This window comes from Actinokineospora globicatena, from assembly GCF_024171945.1.
Lineage (GTDB): Bacteria > Actinomycetota > Actinomycetes > Mycobacteriales > Pseudonocardiaceae > Actinokineospora > Actinokineospora globicatena.
On the sequence record NZ_JAMTCR010000006.1, the window covers coordinates 304088 to 323446 of the forward strand.

Annotated in this window: 16 protein-coding genes; 6 read left to right on the plus strand and 10 right to left on the minus strand. The window is 71.5% G+C overall.

Annotated features, from left to right (window positions below; all coding sequences use genetic code 11):
- Positions 1-39: 39 nt before the first annotated feature.
- Complete coding sequence (locus LV79_RS28885; protein ID WP_253841441.1) at positions 40-519, plus strand: hypothetical protein; 480 nt, start codon at positions 40-42, stop codon at positions 517-519.
- Positions 520-1639: 1120 nt separating this feature from the next.
- Here the strand turns inward: LV79_RS28885 and LV79_RS28890 are convergent.
- On the minus strand, positions 1640-4282 hold the full coding sequence (locus LV79_RS28890; protein WP_253841442.1) for an HAD family hydrolase: 2643 nt from the start codon (positions 4280-4282) through the stop codon (positions 1640-1642).
- A gap of 378 nt (positions 4283-4660) precedes the next feature.
- Complete coding sequence (locus tag LV79_RS28895) at positions 4661-5872, minus strand: PP2C family protein-serine/threonine phosphatase (protein WP_253841443.1); 1212 nt, start codon at positions 5870-5872, stop codon at positions 4661-4663.
- A gap of 299 nt (positions 5873-6171) precedes the next feature.
- Here LV79_RS28895 and LV79_RS28900 point away from each other — a divergent pair, with 299 nt between their 5' ends.
- A complete protein-coding gene (locus LV79_RS28900; protein ID WP_253841444.1) occupies positions 6172-7107 on the plus strand; it encodes an anti-sigma factor RsbA family regulatory protein in 936 nt (311 codons plus the stop codon).
- Between the two features lie 110 nt (positions 7108-7217).
- Here LV79_RS28900 and LV79_RS28905 read toward each other — a convergent pair whose 3' ends face one another.
- A complete protein-coding gene (locus LV79_RS28905) occupies positions 7218-8408 on the minus strand; it encodes a cytochrome P450 (protein ID WP_253841445.1) in 1191 nt (396 codons plus the stop codon).
- A gap of 137 nt (positions 8409-8545) precedes the next feature.
- Here LV79_RS28905 and LV79_RS28910 point away from each other — a divergent pair, with 137 nt between their 5' ends.
- From LV79_RS28910 to LV79_RS28920, 3 genes are read left to right on the plus strand one after another with little or no spacing between them, the layout of a single operon-like run.
- A complete protein-coding gene (locus LV79_RS28910) occupies positions 8546-9286 on the plus strand; it encodes an SAM-dependent methyltransferase (protein WP_253841446.1) in 741 nt (246 codons plus the stop codon).
- A complete protein-coding gene (locus LV79_RS28915; RefSeq protein ID WP_253841447.1) occupies positions 9279-10328 on the plus strand; it encodes a pyridoxal-phosphate dependent enzyme in 1050 nt (349 codons plus the stop codon). The genes LV79_RS28910 and LV79_RS28915 overlap by 8 nt, the downstream gene beginning before the upstream one ends.
- Positions 10325-11512: an ATP-grasp domain-containing protein gene (locus tag LV79_RS28920; protein ID WP_253841448.1), complete on the plus strand. Its 1188-nt coding sequence runs from the start codon at positions 10325-10327 to the stop codon at positions 11510-11512. The genes LV79_RS28915 and LV79_RS28920 overlap by 4 nt, the downstream gene beginning before the upstream one ends.
- On the opposite strand, the gene LV79_RS28925 is transcribed toward LV79_RS28920, so the two are convergent.
- The 3 genes from LV79_RS28925 to LV79_RS28935 are packed head-to-tail and all read right to left on the minus strand — an operon-like array spanning position 11496 to position 14754.
- Positions 11496-12692, minus strand: a complete 1197-nt coding sequence (locus tag LV79_RS28925; RefSeq protein ID WP_253841449.1) for an ABC transporter substrate-binding protein — start codon at positions 12690-12692, stop codon at positions 11496-11498. The two genes, LV79_RS28920 and LV79_RS28925, sit on opposite strands and share 17 nt — an antisense overlap.
- Positions 12689-13726: an ABC transporter ATP-binding protein gene (locus tag LV79_RS28930; RefSeq protein WP_253841450.1), complete on the minus strand. Its 1038-nt coding sequence runs from the start codon at positions 13724-13726 to the stop codon at positions 12689-12691. The genes LV79_RS28925 and LV79_RS28930 overlap by 4 nt, the downstream gene beginning before the upstream one ends.
- Positions 13723-14754 carry a FecCD family ABC transporter permease gene (locus LV79_RS28935; RefSeq protein WP_253841451.1) on the minus strand — a complete coding sequence of 344 codons (1032 nt, stop codon included), beginning with the start codon at positions 14752-14754 and terminating at the stop codon, positions 13723-13725. Before LV79_RS28935 ends, LV79_RS28930 begins: the two co-directional genes overlap by 4 nt.
- Positions 14755-14941: 187 nt before the next feature.
- Here LV79_RS28935 and LV79_RS28940 point away from each other — a divergent pair, with 187 nt between their 5' ends.
- Entirely contained in the window at positions 14942-15688 is a 747-nt protein-coding gene (locus LV79_RS28940; protein ID WP_253841452.1) for a class I SAM-dependent DNA methyltransferase, read from the plus strand.
- Here the strand turns inward: LV79_RS28940 and LV79_RS28945 are convergent.
- The 4 genes from LV79_RS28945 to LV79_RS28960 all read right to left on the minus strand — a co-directional run bounded on the left by LV79_RS28945 (position 15663) and on the right by LV79_RS28960 (position 18969).
- Complete coding sequence (locus LV79_RS28945; protein ID WP_253841453.1) at positions 15663-16784, minus strand: MFS transporter; 1122 nt, start codon at positions 16782-16784, stop codon at positions 15663-15665. The two genes, LV79_RS28940 and LV79_RS28945, sit on opposite strands and share 26 nt — an antisense overlap.
- A 62-nt stretch (positions 16785-16846) precedes the next feature.
- The gene (locus LV79_RS28950) at positions 16847-17551 is read right to left on the minus strand and encodes a hypothetical protein (RefSeq protein WP_253841454.1); all 705 of its coding nucleotides are present in this window, start codon (positions 17549-17551) and stop codon (positions 16847-16849) included.
- Positions 17544-18173, minus strand: coding sequence for an RNA polymerase sigma factor (locus tag LV79_RS28955; RefSeq protein ID WP_253841455.1), 630 nt, complete (start codon positions 18171-18173; stop codon positions 17544-17546). Before LV79_RS28955 ends, LV79_RS28950 begins: the two co-directional genes overlap by 8 nt.
- A gap of 64 nt (positions 18174-18237) precedes the next feature.
- Complete coding sequence (locus tag LV79_RS28960) at positions 18238-18969, minus strand: alpha/beta fold hydrolase (RefSeq protein ID WP_253841456.1); 732 nt, start codon at positions 18967-18969, stop codon at positions 18238-18240.
- Between the last annotated feature and the right edge of the window lie 390 nt (positions 18970-19359).

Genomic DNA, 19359 nt, shown 5'->3' on the forward strand with positions numbered 1-19359 from the left:
CTGGTGACCGGCGGTGCCGGCTGGGTACCGTCCGCGCCCGTGAGGTCCAACGACGCCACCGCCCAAGCCCTGGCCGACGGCACGCGCCCCCTGTCCCACACCTGGCCCGCGACGAAGTCCGACGGCTGGGTGGGCATGGCGATCTCCCGCACCCCGGACCACGTCACGGTCGCCGTCGCCCGCATGACCGGCATCGGCACCCTCTGCGACCTCCACAGCTTCTACCGCGCCGACGACAACTGGTTCCCCGCCGCGGCCTCCGGCGGCACCCTCGTCGACCCAACGATCCCCATCGCCCCTGGCACCGTGGCCTGGTTCTACGGTCACCAGATCTCCATCGGTGAGGACGAGGACCTCCTGGAAGCCCAAGTGGGAATCGCCTCTCCCACCGTCACGGCCGTGGAAATGCGCCACCCCAATGGCGCCACGGAACTCTTCCACCCCAGTCCCACAACCGGCGTCATCGTCGTAGCAGCCTTGGTCCCCGACTTCGGCCCCCTGACGATCCACTCCACCTGACCCCAACTCCAGCCAGCCCCATCGCGCGCGATGACGGTTCGCCCAAGCCATCCCCGACGCCCGACATCGACTCGGAAACCACCTCCGGCACCGTTCCGCAGCTCCTGGGGGCTACCCCCGGCCTTGTCGCGCGACTCCCTGGGGCTACCCCCGGCCTTGTCGTGCAACTTCCAGGGGCCGCCCCCGTCGATCGCAACCGGGCCGCGGCGGCCCGCCTCCGGCGGACCCCAGCCCCCACCCTCTCCGGGGGGCGTCCCCGATGCCAGTCTACCGGGGGTGGGGGGTGCGACCTAGGGGTGTGGTTGGGCTGTGGACAACTTGGGGGGTTGTGGATGAGGCGACCTGGGTGGCGTGACCTGGGTGAGACTTGGGTTCACGCGATTGGGGGACGGAAAAGGTGTCGGGGGCGCGGGTGATGGGTGCCGCAGCCGGAGAAGGGTGAGGCCGAAGATAGCCGGCGGGCGCTGGCGAGCGGCGGCTGGTTTGGATGGATGCGTTGCTGTGGCGGCCGCGCGATGACGTAGAGGTCCGCACTGGAAGCGGCTACTTAGGACTACCGCCGCGAGGCACGCCTTTGCGAGGCTTGAAGGCGCGCGTGGGAGGCGCCGAGGATGACTCGGCGGGCGGTAGGCGCGGGAAAGCGTCTCGGATGGACGTCCGTGGGTGGTGCGGGGAGTCGTCTCCAGGGCAGGCGAGGCGCGGGAGCGTTGCGGTGGCCCTTCTTGGCGGCGAGGGCCGTCGGGAGAGGCATCTCGGCGACCACGGCAACGGGGACCACCCCCGGTCGACCACGAACGCGTCGTGGTGACCACCCCCGGCGTCCGACCCGCGACGTCGCGGGGACCGCCTCCGGCACCCCAGCCCCCACCCTCTCCGGGGGGCGTCCCCAGTGCCAGTCTACCGGGGGTGGGGGGCGCGACCCAGGGGTGCGGTTGGGCTGTGGACAGCTGGAAGGGTTGTGGACAACGCGACCAGGGGAACGTGACCGGCCCGAGACTGGGGTTCACGCAATAGAGGGACGCGGCGTCCAGCGCGGAAGGCAGGTGGGGGCTCTCGCGGGACGCCGTCGAGGCGGGAGGCGTCCTGCGAGAGGGGCAGCGGAAAGCAGCCCGCGAGCGGGTCAGCGGGTGAGTTTTCGGGCGGCTATGCGGGCTGCGCCTGCGAGGACGCCTACGGGGCCGTGGGTTCGGTATTGGGCTACGAGGCGGTCGGCGATTCGGGGGCGGGGGGTCGCGGCGGCGAGTTTGGGGCCGATGGTGGGGGTGGACTGGGGGAGCATGGCGAAGCCGATGGTGACCACGCCGGAGGAGATGGGGGCGCCCGCGCGGGCGGCGAGGGGGAGCCACACGGCTGAGTAGTTCAGGTCGAACTCGACCAGGTTGCCGCCGAGCCAGGTGCATTCGGCGAAGGTCAGCTCCGCGAAGTCGGCGGGGTCGTCCCAGCGCAGGATCTTCGGGACGGGGTCGTGGCCCGCGATGACCCTGGCCTCCATCCAGTCGACGCGCACGAGGGCGGGTTTGCCGGGCAGGGCGAGGGAGATGTGGGTGATGTCGTCGCCGACGAAGCCGAGGCGGGCGAAGGACAGGCCGTTGTGGTTGATCCGGACGCGCCTGCTCGGGCCGTCGTGCCAGGTCCCCTTCTCGTCCAGGAACCGCAGCCGGGTCGCGAACGGCTCGCCCGAGGCCTCGAACACCTCCGGGTCCACCGCGCCCGCCGCCAGCGCCCGCGCCGCCGCGCCCAGCTTCGGGTCCGACGCCGCGAGCAGCGCAGGCCAGAACGAGTCGCGCATGTGCAGGTCGTCGAGGTCGTTGGGGGACAGGTACGGGATGGCGGAGGCCAGGTCGTCGGGGATCAGCCGGGTGACCACCGCGGAGCCGAAGTTGTCGTCGTGCTGCCAGTTGCCCAGCACCGACGCCTCCCGCGCGGTCGGCGTGCGCAGCACCGCGGTGAGGATCGCGGCCAGCCGGGGCGCCGCGCCCGCCGAGAGCAGCGGCCAGTTCTTGTCGGTGGCCACGTAGCGGTACCAGTTGTCCTGGAACGCGTGGATGCCGTCCTGCACGGCGCGGCGCTCGGTGTTCTGCGACGCGGTCCCCGCGACCGGACCCAGCACCGGCTCGCCGTCCTCGGTGAAGTCGATCAGCGACCCGCACAGCGCGTTGATCGACTGCTCCAGGATCTCCGGGCTCCGGCTCACCGCCGCGGTCAGGTCCCTCGGGTGCCCGGCCTGCCCGAGGTAGCCCTCGACCCGCAGCCCCGCCAGCAGCACCGGCGTGCACCGCTCGTTGGTCGCCAGGTACAGCCCCGACGGCTTGATGTCGATGCCCGCCCGGTGCAGCAACTCGGCCAGCCGCAACTGGATCGTGCCGCCCCAGCCGATGTCCACAATGGTCAGCTGGTCGCTGTCGAGCGCGCCGGCCTCGCGCAGCGACCGCAGCAGCCGCTCGCGGGTGGCGGTGACCATGACCGACAACCGGTTGCGCAGGTGCGGGGTCTCGGTGAGCGCCGTGCAGACCGCGGTGATGGTGCCGTCGTTGTCGAACATCGCGTCGAGCGAGTCGACCAGCGCGGGCACGTCGCCGGGGTGCAGGTGCAACGTCTCCAGCAGTTGACGCACGGTGAGCTCGTGGCGCGGCCGTAAGAACTCGCGCACCGCCTCGGGTTCCGTCGCGTCCAATGTGGCCACCGTGACCACGTGCCGCGACAGCCACACCGGCCGCGCCCGCACCGCCCAGCCGCGCGCCTCGGCGGCCTTGTTGATCATGGCGGCGAACAGCTCGCCCTCGCGCATCGGGCACCACACCACCGGCGTGCCCGCCTCGTGCGCCTGGTGCGCCACCCACTCGGCGAACCCGGTCAGCACCGGCCCGATCACCGACGCGCCGTAGCGCCACGCGGTCTCCACTGCGGCGCTCGACTCCGGGACGTGCGACAGCAGCGTGCGCGCCCGCAGCGTGGTCAGGCCGAAGTCGCCGTGCGCGGGGTCGACCAGGTCGCCGAACGGGCCGAACGAGTCCAGCGTCTCGCTCTCGCGCTCGATGACCCGCTCGAACTCGCGGTCCACCCGCTGGTAGTGCAACGTGCGCAGGCCCAGCTCACCGGGCACCTCGTGGTCGGCGACCAGGTTGTCGCCGATGTGCAGCACCTGGCTGGCGGTGCGGCCCAGCTCGGCGAGCACGACGTCCCACAGCCCGCGCGCCTTGTCGGCGCCGTGCTGGTGCGACCGGAAGACCCGCGCGTCCTCGAGCGGCCCGAGCTCCGGGCGGTCGAGCAGCAGCGCCAGGTGCTCCGCGGTGAAGTAGGTGTCTGACACCAGCACCAGGGGGATGTCGTTGGCCTTGGCCGCGTTGATCAGCTCGGCGATGTCCAGGTCCACAACGGTGAACTCGCGCTCGACGCGCACCTCGGCGGCCACCAGCTCCTCGAGGCCGACCGGGTCGACGACCGCGGCGGGCATCGCGGCCCAGATGTCGAAGAGCGAGACCTCCCAGCCCATCGACTCCCGGCGCGCCCTGGCCAGCTGCTCGGCGGCGATGCGCATCCGGCGGAAGGCGGCGTCGCCGATCCAGCCGGGCAGCTGCCCGGTGGCGCGCAGCCGCGCGGCGAGCACGGTGAACAGGTCGGTCGGCCGGGGGACCCGGCGCCACAGCACGGTGTCGAAGATGTCGAGCGAGAGCACCGAGCACGATCGGTCCGCGATCATGCGCACGACGGTGCCGAGTTGCGCGTGCCGCGCGATTCCCGACTCTGCTGAGGTCTTCGCCATGTGCATTCCCCTGGTGAGTCGTCCTTGTGGACGACGCGGGAGCCTAGACCATCGCCGGGCCCGATCGGGGATCCGCCCGGACGGATTTCCACGCGCAACGCTTTGCTTGACGCGAACTGCCGCATATTCGCTACCGTGATCACGGTGGGTAGTCGCGACCCCGGTGTGAGCTACCGAACGTAGTGGCTGCTGACCTGTGCGTGCGTCGTGTCACACAGTGACGACCACACGCCGCGTGACCCGCGATCGCCCCTCCGTCGCGCCCCCATTCCAGACGCGGAAATGGCCCGTTCCAGACCGGGATAACAGGTCTTTTCGCGCGAATGTAATTGTCCGGCATTCGCGCTATCGCGCTGCGCCGAATGAATGCCGGGACGGTCAGGAAGTGGACCGCATGACCAGCAGCGCGATGTCGTCCTGGGTGGCGTCCTGGTCGACCAGCGCCTCCATCACCTGCGCGCACACCGCGTCCGGCTCGTCCGGCTCGACCGCGGCCACCAACCGCGCCAGGTACGGGTCGATCGGCTCCCGGCGGCGCTCGACGAGGCCGTCGGTGTAGAAGGCCAGGACCGCGCCGTCGGGCAGGTCGAGCACGGTGTTGCGCCTGCCCCGCGCCGCCCCGAGACCGAGGCCGACGGGGGTGTCCGGCGGCACGTCGACCAGCGCCGACCCGACACCCGGCACCGCGATGACCGGCGGCGGGTGACCGGCCGAGGACAGCGTGACCCGCCGGGTCACCGGGTCGACCACGGCGTAGGCGACGGTGGCCATGCTCCGCTTCTCGAAGTGCGACACCTTGCGGTGCAGCTTGGTGAGCACCTCGGCCGGGTCGTCGTTCTCCAGCGCGTAGGCCCGCAGCGCGCTGCGCAACCGGCCCATCACGACCGCTGCCGCCAGCCCGTGGCCCGAGACGTCCCCGATCGCCACGCCGACCAGGCCGGTGGGCAGTTCGAACACGTCGTACCAGTCGCCGCCGACGCCGGTGACCGTGCCGGGCACGTAGCGGGCGGCGAAGCGCAGGTCGTCGCGGTCCGGGAACCGGGTGGGCAGCAGGCTGCGCTGCAGCGCCGTCGTCGCCGCCCGCTCCGCGCTGGTCAGCTCCGCCTTGATGGCCAGCGCGACCCGGTCGGCGACCAGCCGCAGCAGGTCGGTGTCGCCCTCGGTGAACGCCCGGTCGCCGGTCGACCCGACGTGCAGCACCCCGACCAGGTCGTCGCGGGCCAGGATCGGCACGCCGAGCAGCGACCGCAGCCCGCGCCGCCACAGCAGCGGGTTGGCCACGGTCGTGCGGTCCACCCGGTCGAGGAGCAGCGGCGCGCGGGTGGCCGCGACCCGACCCGCGAAGCCCGCCCCCAGTTCTATGGTGACCCCGTGCCGGATCTCCTCCTCCAGCCCGACGGTGGCGTGCACGGTCAACCGCTCCGCGGCGCTGTCGTAGAGCAGGATCGTGGCGGTGTCCACGCCGAACGCGTCGCGGACCCTGGCCAGCAGCGCCCGCAGCGACTCCTCCAGCTCCAGCTGCCGCAACCCGACGTCGGTGATCGCTTCGAGCACGCTCACGCGGTCCGTGGAGCCGGGGATCTCTGGCACGACGCGCAGCCTAGCCGGCCGTCCCCGCGCGCACCCGCCCGCGCGACCCGATCACCGGTGATCGGGATCGGCGGGCCGCCGCGGGCCTTCTGCGCCTCGGGCACCCCCCGATCGCCGGTGATCGGGAACGAGCCCGGTGATCCCGCGGGGTGGCGGAGAGCGCGCGCACGATCACATCAGCACTGGTCGCGGCCGGACGCCGGTGGACGCGCCCCCGTAGAGTGGGGTTCGGTCCGGCCACCAGGTGGCACTCTTCGACTGCGTCGCCCGCGGCGCGACGGTTCGACAGTGAGGTGAGGGTGGGCAGCGACTCGGGGCAGGGCTATGAGCACTCGGCGCTGTGCCACTCCAGCGACCGGGAACTGCTCGCCAGCGCCCTCCCGTTCCTCAACGGCGGCGTCGACGCCGGGGACATGGTGGTGGTCGCGCTCAGCCGCGCCCGGATCGACCTCGTGCTCGCCGAGCTGGACCGGCCCGACGCGGTCACCGTGATGTCCATCGAGAGCCACTACTCCCGCCCGGCGTCGGCGATCAAGTCCTACCGCGACCTGTTCGCCGCCTCCCTCGACGGCGCGGGCTCGGTCCGGGTGCTCGGCGAGCTGCCGATCGCCGCGATGGCCGAGGAGTGGGACGCCTGGGCGCGGTACGAGGCGGCGGTCAACCGCGCCTTCGCCGAGTTCCCCGTGCGCACCATGTGCACCTACGACACCCGCGTCCTGTCCCGGGCCGATGTCGACGACGTGCTGAGCACCCACCCGCTGATCGCCAGCCCGACCGGCGCCCACCCCCGCAACCCGGGGTACGTGGACCCGTCGTCGTTCCTCGCCCGCCCGCAACGCGCCGAGCCGGACCCGCTCCAGCACACCCCACCCGCCGTCGAGCTGACCAACCCCTCCCCGTCGGTCGCCCGCCGCGCCGTCGCCGCTGTGAGCACCCTGGCCCCTGGCGAGCTCGAGGACCTCGTCGTGTCCGTCAGCGAGGTCGTCACCAACGCCCACGCCCACGGCATCGCGCCAGTCGAGGTCCGGGTCTGGGCCCAACCCGGCCACACCGTGGTGACCGTCCGCGACTCCGGACCCGGCCCCACCAACCCCTTCGCGGGCCTCATCCCCGAACCCGGCGACTACGGCGGCGGCTACGGCCTCTGGATAGCCCACCAGGTCTGCACCAGCGTCCTGCACACCCGCGACGCCACGGGCTTCACCATCCGCCTCACCATGGGCACCCCAGTCTGATCACCAGGTGACGGGCGGTGCCTCGGTCGCGAGTAGGCGAAGCGCGTTGAGCGGGGTCTTGAGGTTCGGGCTATCTGGCATTGCCGTGGGGTGGGCCGCGCATGGGCTGATCACCAGGTGACCAGGAGGCGGTCGAGGCCGCGGACCATTCGGCCTTGGCGCCAGGGGAGGGTGGTGGGGTCTTCGGCGGCGCGGAGGGTGGGGAAGCGGTGGAGCAGGGCGGTGAGGGCGATGCGGAGTTCGGCTTTGGCGAGTTGGGCCGCGACGCAGTAGTGGGGGCCGTGGCCGAAGGCCAGGTGTGGGTTGGGGCGGCGGGTGAGGTCCAGGTCGTCGGGGCGCTCGAACACCCGCTCGTCGCGGTTGGCGGCGTCGAGGTGGACCATCACCGCGTCACCGGCTCGTACCAGGACGCCGCCCAGTTCCACGTCCTCGGTGGCGATGCGGGTGAACCCGGCCGACGTGACCGTGGGTGTGAGTCGCAGCAGTTCGTCCACCGCCCGGTCGAGCAAGCCCGGGTCGGCGCGCAGGGCCGCGAGTTGGTCGGGGTGGGCCAGCAGGGTGTGCACGAAGTTGCCGATGTGGTTGGACGTCGTCTCCAGGCCCGCGTACAGCAGCGTCACGCCGAGCACGACCAGTTCGTCCTCGCTGAGCCCGCCGTCCTGGTCGCGCGCCACGACCAGGGTGCCGAGCAGGTCGTCGGCCGGTTCCGCGCGGCGCAGCGCGACCAGGTCGGCCAGGTACCGCTTGAGCGCGGCGAACGCCTCGTGGATCGCCGCGGGCGGGAACGCGGTGGTGGCCAGCGCGACGTCGATCCACTCGGCGAACCGGTCGCGGTCGACCAGGGGGACGCCGAGCAGGTGGCAGGTCACCGCCACCGGTAGCGGGATCGCCAACCCCGCCACCAGGTCCGCGGGCGGCCCCTCCGCCTCCACCAGGTCCAGCAGCTCCTCGGTGACGCGGGTCGCGTGGTCGGCCAACCGGTCGAGCTGGCGCGGGCTGAACGCGGCGGACACCAAGCGGCGCAACCGGTTGTGCTCCGGCGGGTCCATGGTGTGCAGCGTCGGGTCCGTCAACCGGCGCGGTGACGTGCGGGGAACGTCGCGGTCCAGCAACGCCGCCCGGCTGAACCGCGGATCGCTCAACACCACGCGCACGTCTTCGTGCCGCACCGCGAGCCAAGCCTCACCGCCGTAGGGCAAGGAGATCCGGCTCAACGGCTCGTCCGCGCGCAGTCGGGCGTACTCGGGTTCCAGTTCCAGCGCGGTCGGCTCGCGGAACGGGTACGGGCGGGCGGGTCGCATGGTGAGTCCCCCAATCTGCCGTCGCTCCAGTAGTCGGCGCGGCGGCGGTCGCGGTTCCGGATGGTCGACACCGGGAACCGCCGACCGCGCGCCGACGACATGTAGTGCTGGGAGGACGGCACGAGGGCGGGAGCGACATGGGTTGGTACGAGGACGACGACGTCTGGGTGGGGTTCGCCGACGTGATGTTCCCGCCGCGGCGCGCGGCGGAGGCGCAACGGCTGGTGGCGACCTCGCCGCTGCTCAAGGTCGCGGGCGGTGACCGGGTGCTCGACCTCGCCTGCGGACCGGCCACGCACGTGGTGCCGTTGGCCGCGCAGGGCGCCGTGGTCACCGGGGTGGACCTGAGCATGTCGATGCTGGCCATGGCGCAAGCGGCGTGCGAACGGGCCGGGGTGACGGCGCGCTTGGTGCGCGCGGACATGCGCGAGTTCGTCGAGCCGGGCGGCTACGACCTGGTGATCAACATGTACACGTCGTTCGGCTACTTCACCGACCCCGGCGACAACCTCGCGGTGCTGCGCAACGCCCACGCCAGCCTGGCCCCCGGTGGGCGGCTGCTGGTCGACGTGCTGGGCAAGGAGGTGCTGGCCGGGTGGGTCGGCCGCCCGCAGGCCGTGGACGTCGACGGGGGCGGCACGGTCTTCATGCGGGACACCATCCTGGCCGACTGGACCAGGTTGCGCACCGACTGGACCTACGTGCGCGGCGACGAGGTGCGGCGCACGTCGATCCACTGCGTGCTCTACAGCGCGGCCGAGTTGCGGGCGCTGTTCGAGGCGGCCGGGTTCACCGACGTCGAGTGCTACGGCGACTTCGACGGGGCGCCCTACGACAACCACGCCCGTCGGCTGATCGTGCGGGGGACCCGTGCCTGAGACACCGGTCCACGAGCACATCACCGACGCGGTCAAGACCCCCGCGCTGGTGCGACTGGCGCCCAACGTGGTGCTGGTCCGGTTCGAGACGCTCAAGGTGTACGCCGCGCTCGGTGCGTTGCGGCACCTGCTCGACACCGGGGTGATCCGGCCCGGTCAGACCGTTGTGGACAGTTCGAGCGGCATCTACGCGCTCGCGTTGGCGATGGCCTGCCACCGGTACGACCTGCGGTGCCGCATCGTCGCGTCTACGACTGTCGACGCCGCTACCCGCGCGCAGCTCGAGATCCTGGGCGCGATCGTCGACCAGATGCCGCCGTCGGACGACCTGCGGCTCGACCAGAACCGCCGCGTCGCCCGCGTCCGGGAGCTGCTGGCCGGGGACCCGGACCTACACTGGATGCGGCAGTACCACGACCCGGTGCACCACCTCGGGTACGCCGAACTCGCGGAACTGTTGCGCCAAGCGCTACCCGGTGCCCGGATGACCGTGGTCGGTAGTGTCGGAACCGGGGCCTCCACCGGCGGCCTGATCCGCTCCCTGCGCAGGCACGACTCCCGCGTGCGGCTGGTCGGCGTCCAGCCCTTCGGCAGCGTGACGTTCGGCAGTGAGCGCTTCACCGACCCGGACGCGATCATCGCCGGGATCGGCAGCGCCATCCCGTTCGACAACGTCCACCACGACCTCTACGACCAGGTCCACTGGCTGGACTTCCAACACGCCATGGCCGCCACCGTCGCCCTGATGCGCGATCATGCCGTGTTCGCGGGCTTGTCCACCGGCGCCGCGCACTTGGTCGCGGCGTGGGAAGCCGCGCGTGCACCTGGGGACACGCACGTGGTCATCGGCGCGGACACGGGCCACCGCTACACGGAACGGGTCTTCACCCGGCACCGCGAGGCCCTCGATCCCGCCGACCTGGCGCCGCTGGTCATCGACGGTCTCGATGACCTGGCACCACCGTGGTCGACGATGGCCTGGGCGCGACGTGGTGCTTGGGTTCCGGTTCAGGGGCGTCGACGGAAGGACGCGGTGCTGTGACGGTCGTGCTGTTGGAGGCGTTGACGTTCGGGTTGGGGCGGTTGGCTGAGGCGGCGCACGAGGCTGGGCACGGGCTCGTGCTGCTGACGGGGGACCGGTCGATCTATCGACATGAACTGTCCGGGGTGGACTCTTCGCGGGGGTGGGTGGTGGATGTCGACACCACGGACGTGCGGGCGTGCGAGGCGGCGTTGCTCAAGGTCCCGGACCTGGCGGGGTTGATCAGCTCGACGGACACCTGGGCGATCCCCGGCGCGGAACTTGCGGCGCTGCTGGGTCTTCCTGGGCCGTCGGTCGATGCCGTGCGGGTGTTGCGGGACAAGGGGTTGGTTCGCGAGCGGCTGCATGAGCGTGGGCTCAGCAGGGGTGGGCTTGTCGCGCATGACGAGTTTCCTCTGGTGCTCAAGGATTCCGCTGGGACCTCGTCGCGCGGGGTGTGGTTGGTCCGGGGGCCGGAGGAGTTGGCCGCTGCCTTGGCGGAGGCGGCGGTGACGCCGTTGAGGGGGCGGCTGGTGGCGGAACCGTACTTCGAGGGGCCGCTCTACAGCGCGGAAACCATCACCTGGGAGGGGCGGACCCGGCTGTTGGGGGTGCTCAGCAGGCAGCTCTCTCCGGAACCGGTGCGCCGTGAGGAGGCCGCCGCGTTTCCGGTTGCCTTCCCTGAAGCCGAACTCGCCGAACTCGCCGACTGGATCGGGCGTGTCCTGGAAGCCGCGGGGCATGACCGGGGTTTCGCCCACACCGAGTTCATCCTCACCGCGGACGGTCCCGAGGTGGTCGAGATCAACCCGCGCATCGGTGGTGCTCTCGTTGGTGAGTCTCTGTGTCGGGCGCTTGGTGTCAACGTATACCGCGACATGGTCGCGATGGCGCTGGGTGAGGAACCCGCTCTTCTCTCCAGCGCACGGCGAGAGGTCCACCGCGCAACCGCTTTCGTCCTGCTCTATCCGTCCACTCCGGGCACTCTCACGGGGTGGTCAGGCTTGGAGCGGTTGCCCGCGCTTCCTGGCTCACCCGAGTGGTATCCCACCGCTGTTCCCGGGCAGGCCGTCGACCACCTCGCCGACCAGCGCTCGTGCACCGGGATCGTCCTCGCCGAGGCGCCCACCGCGGAACTGGCTCTGCACCGCGCCCTCTCCGCGGCGGGCGGCATCACTCCGTTGATCGCTACGAAGACCGGGTGAAGCACGTGCCTCGCTGGTCGGGGAAGAGGTCCGGGGCGAGGCCTGTGGCGAAGTCGCGGATCAGGACGTCGACATCCAAGTAGGTCTTGGCGCGGCACTCCTCGAAGTTCTTGTCCACGCCCGCGATGTACGACTTCTCCTGGAAGGGGCGGAACTGGAGCATCCTGGGTTCGGTGCGCAGCGTGTCCTGCACCATCTTCATCGGGTCGTAGACGACGAAGAAGTCCGCGTCGACCGCGGCCCCGATGGCGGCCTCGTAGTCGTACGGCTTCCCGTTGGGGGCGCCGTTGTCGGCCGCGAACACGTTGTCCACGCCGAGTTGGGTGAACAGGCGGCCGACGAGCGTCTCGGTGCCGTGGCCGTAGACGAACTCGCACCCGCGCTCCGGCGTCACGCACAGGTAGCCGACCCGGTGGTTGTCGATCTTGCCGGAGACCGTGCGCACCACCTCGTCGTACCGGGTCTTGATGGTGGCGAACTCGGAGTTGGCGGCCGCTTCCGCGTTGTAGAAGGCGCCGACCATCTTGATCCACTCGGCGGAGGCGAGCGCGTGCCGCTCCATCCGGTTGGACACGCTGATCCCGGGCAGCCCGGCCGCGCGCGCGGTGGAGATGTCGTCGAAGCCCTGCCCGAACCCGGACATGAAGATCGCCTGGGTCTTGGCGCCGAGCAGCGCCTCCAGATCGAGGTCGGTGTACTCGCCCACCGCCACCGGTTGCCTGGCCGACTTCACCACGCCGTCGTACCAGGGGTCCTTCTTCGCGTTGCCCAGCAGTTGCCCGCTGAGCCCGGTGATCGTGGAGTTCTTGCCGAGCCGGTCCACCATCGCCAGGGCGTTGAACGACGTGACCGCCACGGTCGTCACCGGCACCTGGACGAACAGTGCGCCCTCCAGCTCGCCAGTCGCTCGCGGCTGCGGCGTCCCGCACTGGTACAGCACGTACTTCAGCTTGGTGCCGCTGGTGTTCTCGGTGTCGGACAACGTGATCGTCTTGTACGAGTTGTGGTAGCTGATGTCCCACAGCTCCGACTCGTCCACGGTGCTCTTGTCGGGGAAGTAGTCCCGCCCTTCCGCGTAGTCGGTGACGCAACCCTCCGCGCCTACCGCCGTGCCGGGACCAGTCGCGCCGCACCCGGTGAGGGCTAACGCCAGCGTGGCAACGAGGACGAGTGGCTTCACAGCTCTCCCACGTGGTTCATCGAAGGAACGGCTTGAGATTCGCGCAAGTGGGCGACCAACGCCCCGAAGCCGACGCCCGCGACCCCGTCCACCCACCACCGGCACGGATTGCCCGGCTCGACCCGCACCACCGTCGCGGAGTCCTCGCTCGGCGCCCATCCCGCCCGCCGGACCGCGTGCTCGGCCCACTGCCGCACCCGCCCGGCTGCCTCCACCCGGGCGGTCGCACCGGGCGTCGCGGTGTCGGCGACCACCACCGTGGCCGCCGCGTCGTCGAACGCCATGTTCTCACCGGCGAAGCAGTCGGCGATGGCGCCACCGTAGGCGAGGTCCTCTGGCGCGCTGGCCGTCACCGCGGACCCACCCCCGACGAGCCACACCTGGTCCGCCCGGCGCAGGGCGAAGCCGAGGTCGTGGGTGGACAGGATGATCGCGGCCCCGGTTGTCGCCGTGAGCCGGGCCAGCACCGCCGCCAACTCGATCCGCCTGGCCACGTCCAGGAACGCCGTCGGCTCGTCGAGCACCAGCACCGCGGGCTCCTGCGCCAGCGCCCTGGCCAGCATCACCCGCTGCCGCTCACCGTCGGACAGGTCGCTGAGCATCCGACCCCGCAACCGCCCGACCCCGGCGTCCGCCAGCGCCCGGTCCACAGCGGACTGGTCATCCCCGGTCTTGGTGCCGAGCCACGACCGGTACGGCAACCGCCCCAACGCCACCACGGACTCCACGGTCATCAACCCGACGTCCACCGGCTCGGTCAACATCACCGCCAACCGCCGCGCCCGCTGCCGCGGCGACAACGACGCCAGATCCGCCCCGTCGAGCAGCACCCGCCCGGACAACGGTGCCTGCGCGCCGACCAACGTCCGCAACAGCGTCGACTTGCCCGCACCGTTGGGCCCGACGACGGCGACGAGCTCGCCCGGCCTCGCCACCAGGTCGACGTCGCGGAGCACGGTGGTCGCCGGGTGTCGACGCCGCCGCTGGTAGCCGGCATCGACCCCTCGCGCCTCCAGCACCGGCCGTTCGCTCATCGCCCCCGCCTCCGCGCCCGCCCCGACAGCAGCACCCACAAGATGACCGGCGCGCCGACGAACGCGGTGACCGAGTTGAGCGGCAACGACGTCCTGGTCAGCCCGTTGCCGCCCGCCACGTACTCGGCGACCAGCACGACCACCGCGCCGATCAGCGCGCTCGCGGGCAGCACCAGCCGGTGGTCCGCGCTGCGCAACAACCCCCTGGCCAGGTGCGGCGCGGCGAGCCCGACGAACGCGATCGCGCCGCAGTAGGCCGTGGTGATGCCGGAGAGCACCGCGACGCCGGTCAGCGACAGCAGGTGCACCCGCCGCACGTTGACGCCCAGGCTGGTCGCGTACCGCTCACCGAGCAGCAGCGCGTTCAGCGGCTGCGCGAGGTACACCGAGAGCCCCAGCACCACGGCGCAGGCGATGGCGATGATCTCCAGTTCGTCCCAGGTCACGTTGCGCACCGAGCCGCGCCGGAAGGTGGTGAGCGCCTGCAACCGGTCGGGGTCGGTGTAGTAGATGAGCAGGTCGACGAGCGCGGTCGCCAGGTAGTCGAGCATCACGCCGACCACCAGCACCACGACGGGATCGCCGACCTTCCTGGCGATCCCCAGTGCGATGAGCAGCACCGCCCCCGCCCCCGCGACCGCCGCCCCGGTCACGCCGATCCGGCTGATCACGCCGATCCCCGCCAGCCACCCCGCCCCACCCGCACCCAGGATGACGATCGCCGCCCCCAGCACCGCGCCGGAGCTGACGCCCAGCACGAACGGCTCGGCCAGCGGGTTGCGGAACAGCGTCTGCATCTGGACCCCGCTGACCGCGAGCGCCGCGCCCGCCAACAACCCGGCGAGGACCTTGGGCAACCGGGCGTCCACCACGATCGTCCTGGTGATCTCCGACTCGACGTGCTGCCCGGTCAGCACCCTGATCACCTCGCCGACCGGGATGGCGACCGACCCCTGGGTGATCAGCACGACCACCACGGCCACCACCAGGACGACGAGCAGCACGAACAGCCCCGCCACGTACCCCACGCGCCGCCGCGTCCCCTGTTCCGCGCTGACCGACACGCCGCACCGTCCCCCTCCTGCTCGCGTCCACCCACGAGGAAGTCGGCCGGGCGCGGCGGTTGGTTCCCGGGAGAATCCCTCGCCCGAAGGGAACTCCGGTGACCGGCGGGCCGACTTGTGCCGTGGTTGCCGACGTTCGGGGAGGCATTTCGTGGAGCACTACGGGCCGGAGACCTACGGCGAGCTCAACGCCGACGTGTACGACGAGTGGCACGCCGGGCTCGACCCCACCGACGCCGTGCGGTGCCTGGCCGAGCTGATCGAGCAAGGGCCCGCGGGACCGGTCCTGGAGCTCGCGGTCGGTACGGGCCGGGTCACCATCCCGCTCGCCGCGCACGGTGTCGACCTGCGCGGCATCGATGCGTCGGCGGCCATGGTGGATCGCATGCGTGCGAAGCCGGGCGGCGACCGGATCCCGGTGGCGCTCGGCGACATGGCCGATGTCGACCCGGGCACGGACGACCGGTTCGCCATGGTGTTCGTCGTGTTCAGCACGTTCTTCTTCCTGATGACCCAGGACGACCAAGTCCGCTGCTTCGCCAACGTCGCGGAGCGGCTGCTGCCCGGCGGCCGGTTCGTGCTGGAGTGCCCGGTGCCGGATGTCGCGCGCTACCAGCGCAACCAGAGCGTGGACGTGCACGACGTCGGTCTGGACCACGTCCGGCTCGTCACGGTGCGGCACGACCCGGTCGGGCAGCGGTTCGACGGCCACCACGTGCTGATCGGCACCGGCGGGATCAGGCTGGCACCGGTGTCGATGCGCTACGCCTGGCCTACCGAGCTGGACCTGATGGCCCGGCTGGCCGGTCTGGAACTCCGGCACCGCTGGGGAGGCTGGCACCGCGAACCGTTCCGCGGCGAGGGGATGTACGTCACGGTCTACGAGAAGCCAGCCTGAGCACCAGGAGCGGCAGCACGGCGCACTGGACCGCGACGACCAGCCAGAACGCCGGCTCGACCCCGGCCGCCGCCAACCAGCCGTACACGGCGCCGCCGAGGACGCCGCTGAGGAACGCGCCCAAACCCGCCGCCAACCGCTGCTGCCCGAAGGTGACCGTGGCCGACCGCGTGGATTGGGCCAGCGCCTCCAAGTCGTTCTTGAGGAACAGGACCGCGGTGCCTGCGCTGATCGCGGCGACGCCGACGGCGATGGTCACCACCGTCCCGCCCGCGAAGGCGAGCATTCCGAGCGCCAGGCAGGAGAAGCCGACCGCGAGCGCCACCGGGTAGCCGAGGCGCCCGACCCTGGTGGCGACCAGTGGTTGGACCACCGCAAGTCCGAGCGAGTAGCCCATCATGATCACGCCGTAGCCGGTGGTGGGCAGCCGACCGTCCACGAACACCGACAGGTATTGGTAGAACTGCATGTAGATGTAGTGGGTCACGACTGTCACCGCGAACGGCGTCCTGGCCAGGCCGCGCAACACCCTCCGCACCGGCTCCGAACGCTCGGTGGGCGCTTCGGCGCGCAGGAACGCGTGCCCGACGAGCAACGTTGCGTACAGCACCGAGGTCATGCTGAACAGGCGCGTCGGGTCGTGCAAGAACACGGCACCGACCACCGGACCGACCGCGATCCCGAGGTTGCTCGCCGCGTTGCCCGCGGACACCAGCCTGGGACGTTGCTCAGGGGTCGCCGAATGCGCGAGGTAGCCGCGATATGCGGGGGAGTAGAGCGCGCCAGCACCGCAGCTCAGGAACAAGCCAAGCACTACCGGACCGGTCAGATATGCGACGGCGCCCAACGCGTACAGCACCGTTGCGCCTGTCAGTGCCCGTTTGAGCCCGATCCGCTCCGCCACCGCCGCCGTCACCGGCGCGCTGGCAAATTGCACCAACATGGCCGCGCCGAGCACCACCCCGACCTCGGCCATCCCGACGCCCAGCCGATCCCGCAGCACGACCGCCAGGTACGGGTACACGGCGAACGTGCCCACGTTGACCAGGAACCCGCCGACCAGCAACGACGCTGAGGACCCACTGAACACGCGCATCGACCACACCGGTCGGGCAACGGTGCCACTTAGTTCCCGGGCCGATCGGTTCCCGGGTCAGATCAGACGAACGCCTCGGCCAGGATCATCAGCACCGAGTCGTCGACCGGTCCGCTGACCGCGTAGGTGTAGCCCTTGGCCACCCAGGTGAGCCGGGACCCCTTGCAGTCGATCGCGCCGCCGAACCCCCGGTTAGGGGTGTCGCCCTGGTAGCGCAGTTCGTAGGCCTCGTCGCTGCGGTACCAGAGCCCGGGGTACTGGCCGACGGTCGTCGGCGTCGTGGCGACGCGGCTGTTGGCGGTCGACACCGTGACCTCGGGGCCGTAGCGCTCAACGGTCACCAGGGCGCCCGTCACCCGGTAGGGCGCGCTGAGCATCACCGAGTCGTCGAACATCCGGTAGATCCCGACCGGCGTCCCGAAAGCGGTCGCTGGCAGCACCCACTCGGTGACTTCCGTGGCCCGCGCCATGGGCACGAACTCCGCGCCCGGCATCGCCACGCACCCCTCGGGCTGCACCGCGACCGACAGGCTGCCCGCGGGCATCTGCTTCATTCCGCTCGTGGCGGGACCGGCGGCGAGCGCGGCGGCCGCGACCGTCCCCGCGAGCACCGCCGCCGTCGCCGCCAGGGGCGCCCGCCACGACCGCCGCGGTCGCCGCTCGCTCAACCGGCTCATGATCGCGGTGACCACCGCGTCGCTCGGCGGTCCGCACAGGTCGCGTCCGGCCGCGGTCAGCCGCGTGGCCAGGTCGCCGTTCTCACGCACGCCGCAGCCCCCCGTCGAGGACCGCCAGCGCCGGGGGCGCGCGGTGCGGTGTCTCGCGGTCCTCGGGTTCGTTGAGGGAGTGCGGGACGATCTCCCGCAGCCGCGCCAACGCCCGGGACGTGCGGGACTTGACCGAGCCGCGCGGCCACCCCAGCACCTGGGCGGTCTCGGCCTCAGTCAGGCCGAGCAGGTAGCGGCAGCCCAGCACCTGCCGGTCCTTCTCCGGTAGCCGCAGCAGCGCCGACCACAGTTCCCGGCTGCGCTCGGAGGTCACCGCGACGCCGTGCGGGTCGTGCGCGACGGTGACCTCGTCGACCGACTCCCGCAGCACCGCGACCCTGCTGGTCACCTTGGCGCGCCGGGTCCGCGTCCGGTGCAGGTTGCGGGCCAGGTTCACCACGATCCGCAGGAACCACGGCTTGAACGGGGACCCTGCCCGGAACCCCGCCAACCCGTCGTAGGCCCGCACGAACGCCTCTTGCGCGACGTCCTCGCAGTCCGTCCCGGCCCCGGCCAGCGCCGCCACCCGGCAGGCCACCCCGTGGTAGCGGCGGACCAGCACCTCGAACGCCCCGAGCTCACCGGCGAGCGACCGAGCCACCAGGCTCTCGTCGTCATCCACGGTCCTCGCCCCCCTGGTGATCCCACCCCTACCCGTGGGATACACCGCTGAGCGGGGAACGGTTTCAGACCTCCAGGAACGCGAACACGGCCGCGCGGAACTCGTCGCTGTTCAGGGCGCCGACGTGGTCACCGGGCACGTGCCGCAGCTCGGCACCGGGCACCTGGGCGACGAGGTGGTCGACCCCCTGGGACATGGGGTCCTCCTGGCCCGCGAGGAACAGCGTGGGCACCCGGGGCGCGCGCGCGGCCGGGTCGAACGGCTCCCTGGCCAACCCCTCGACCACGTTGAGCAGCGACGCGGTGTCCTGGCCGGGGCCGGTCACCATGTGCGTGATGATCCCGGTCAGCATGTCCTCCGGCTGCGGGCCCCCGTCGGCGGCCGCCCGCGCCTTGGCCAGGTCGACGGCCGCGAACGGCTCCATCGGGCTGAGACCCCCGAGCACCAACCTCCGCACCGGCACAGCCCCCGTCGCGGCGAGGTCCCAGGCCAGCCTCGCCCCCAGCGAGTACCCGACGAGGTCGACCTCCTCCTGCCCGACCGCCTCAGCGATCCGCGCCAACAGGTGCGTCGTGACCACCTCGTCAGGCGACCCGACGGCAGGCCCACCCGCGTGCCCGGGCAGGTGCACCACCACGGTCTCCCGCCCGGCCGCCGCGAACGCCTCGGCCCACCGCCCCACCGGCCAATCGACATCCCCACTGGTGGCGAACCCGTGCACGAGCACCACAGGCGGCCCAGAAACCTCGACATCGACCCCGGTACGGGTGGTCGGCAACGCCACAACACTGGTCATTCTACGAGCGTAGATAAAAACTTCCCCCACCTCAAGCCGCTCCCCGCCGCCTTGTGGTCAAGCCCGTGCTCGGACCTCTTTTCCGGATCTTCGCTTCCGGACGGTCTAGGTCCACCTTCGCGCACTGCCATATGCGCCCCGACCAGCGAATGTTCTCGTTGCTCCTGCTCCGAGATTCCCTCCGCTGGGCGACAAAAGTTATCCACATGTGGATCTCCGCAGGGCCTGTTTCAAGATCGCGCGTGGGTGGGTCCCGGTAGACTGGCCCAGGGACGCCCCCCGGAGAGGGTGGGGGCCGGGCCAGGCTTGGGGTGGGGCCCCGGGGGTGTCAAGGGGGTTCGCTCGAAGGTGTGACGGGCGGGCTGGCGCGGCGGGAGCGGAGCGGTCGGG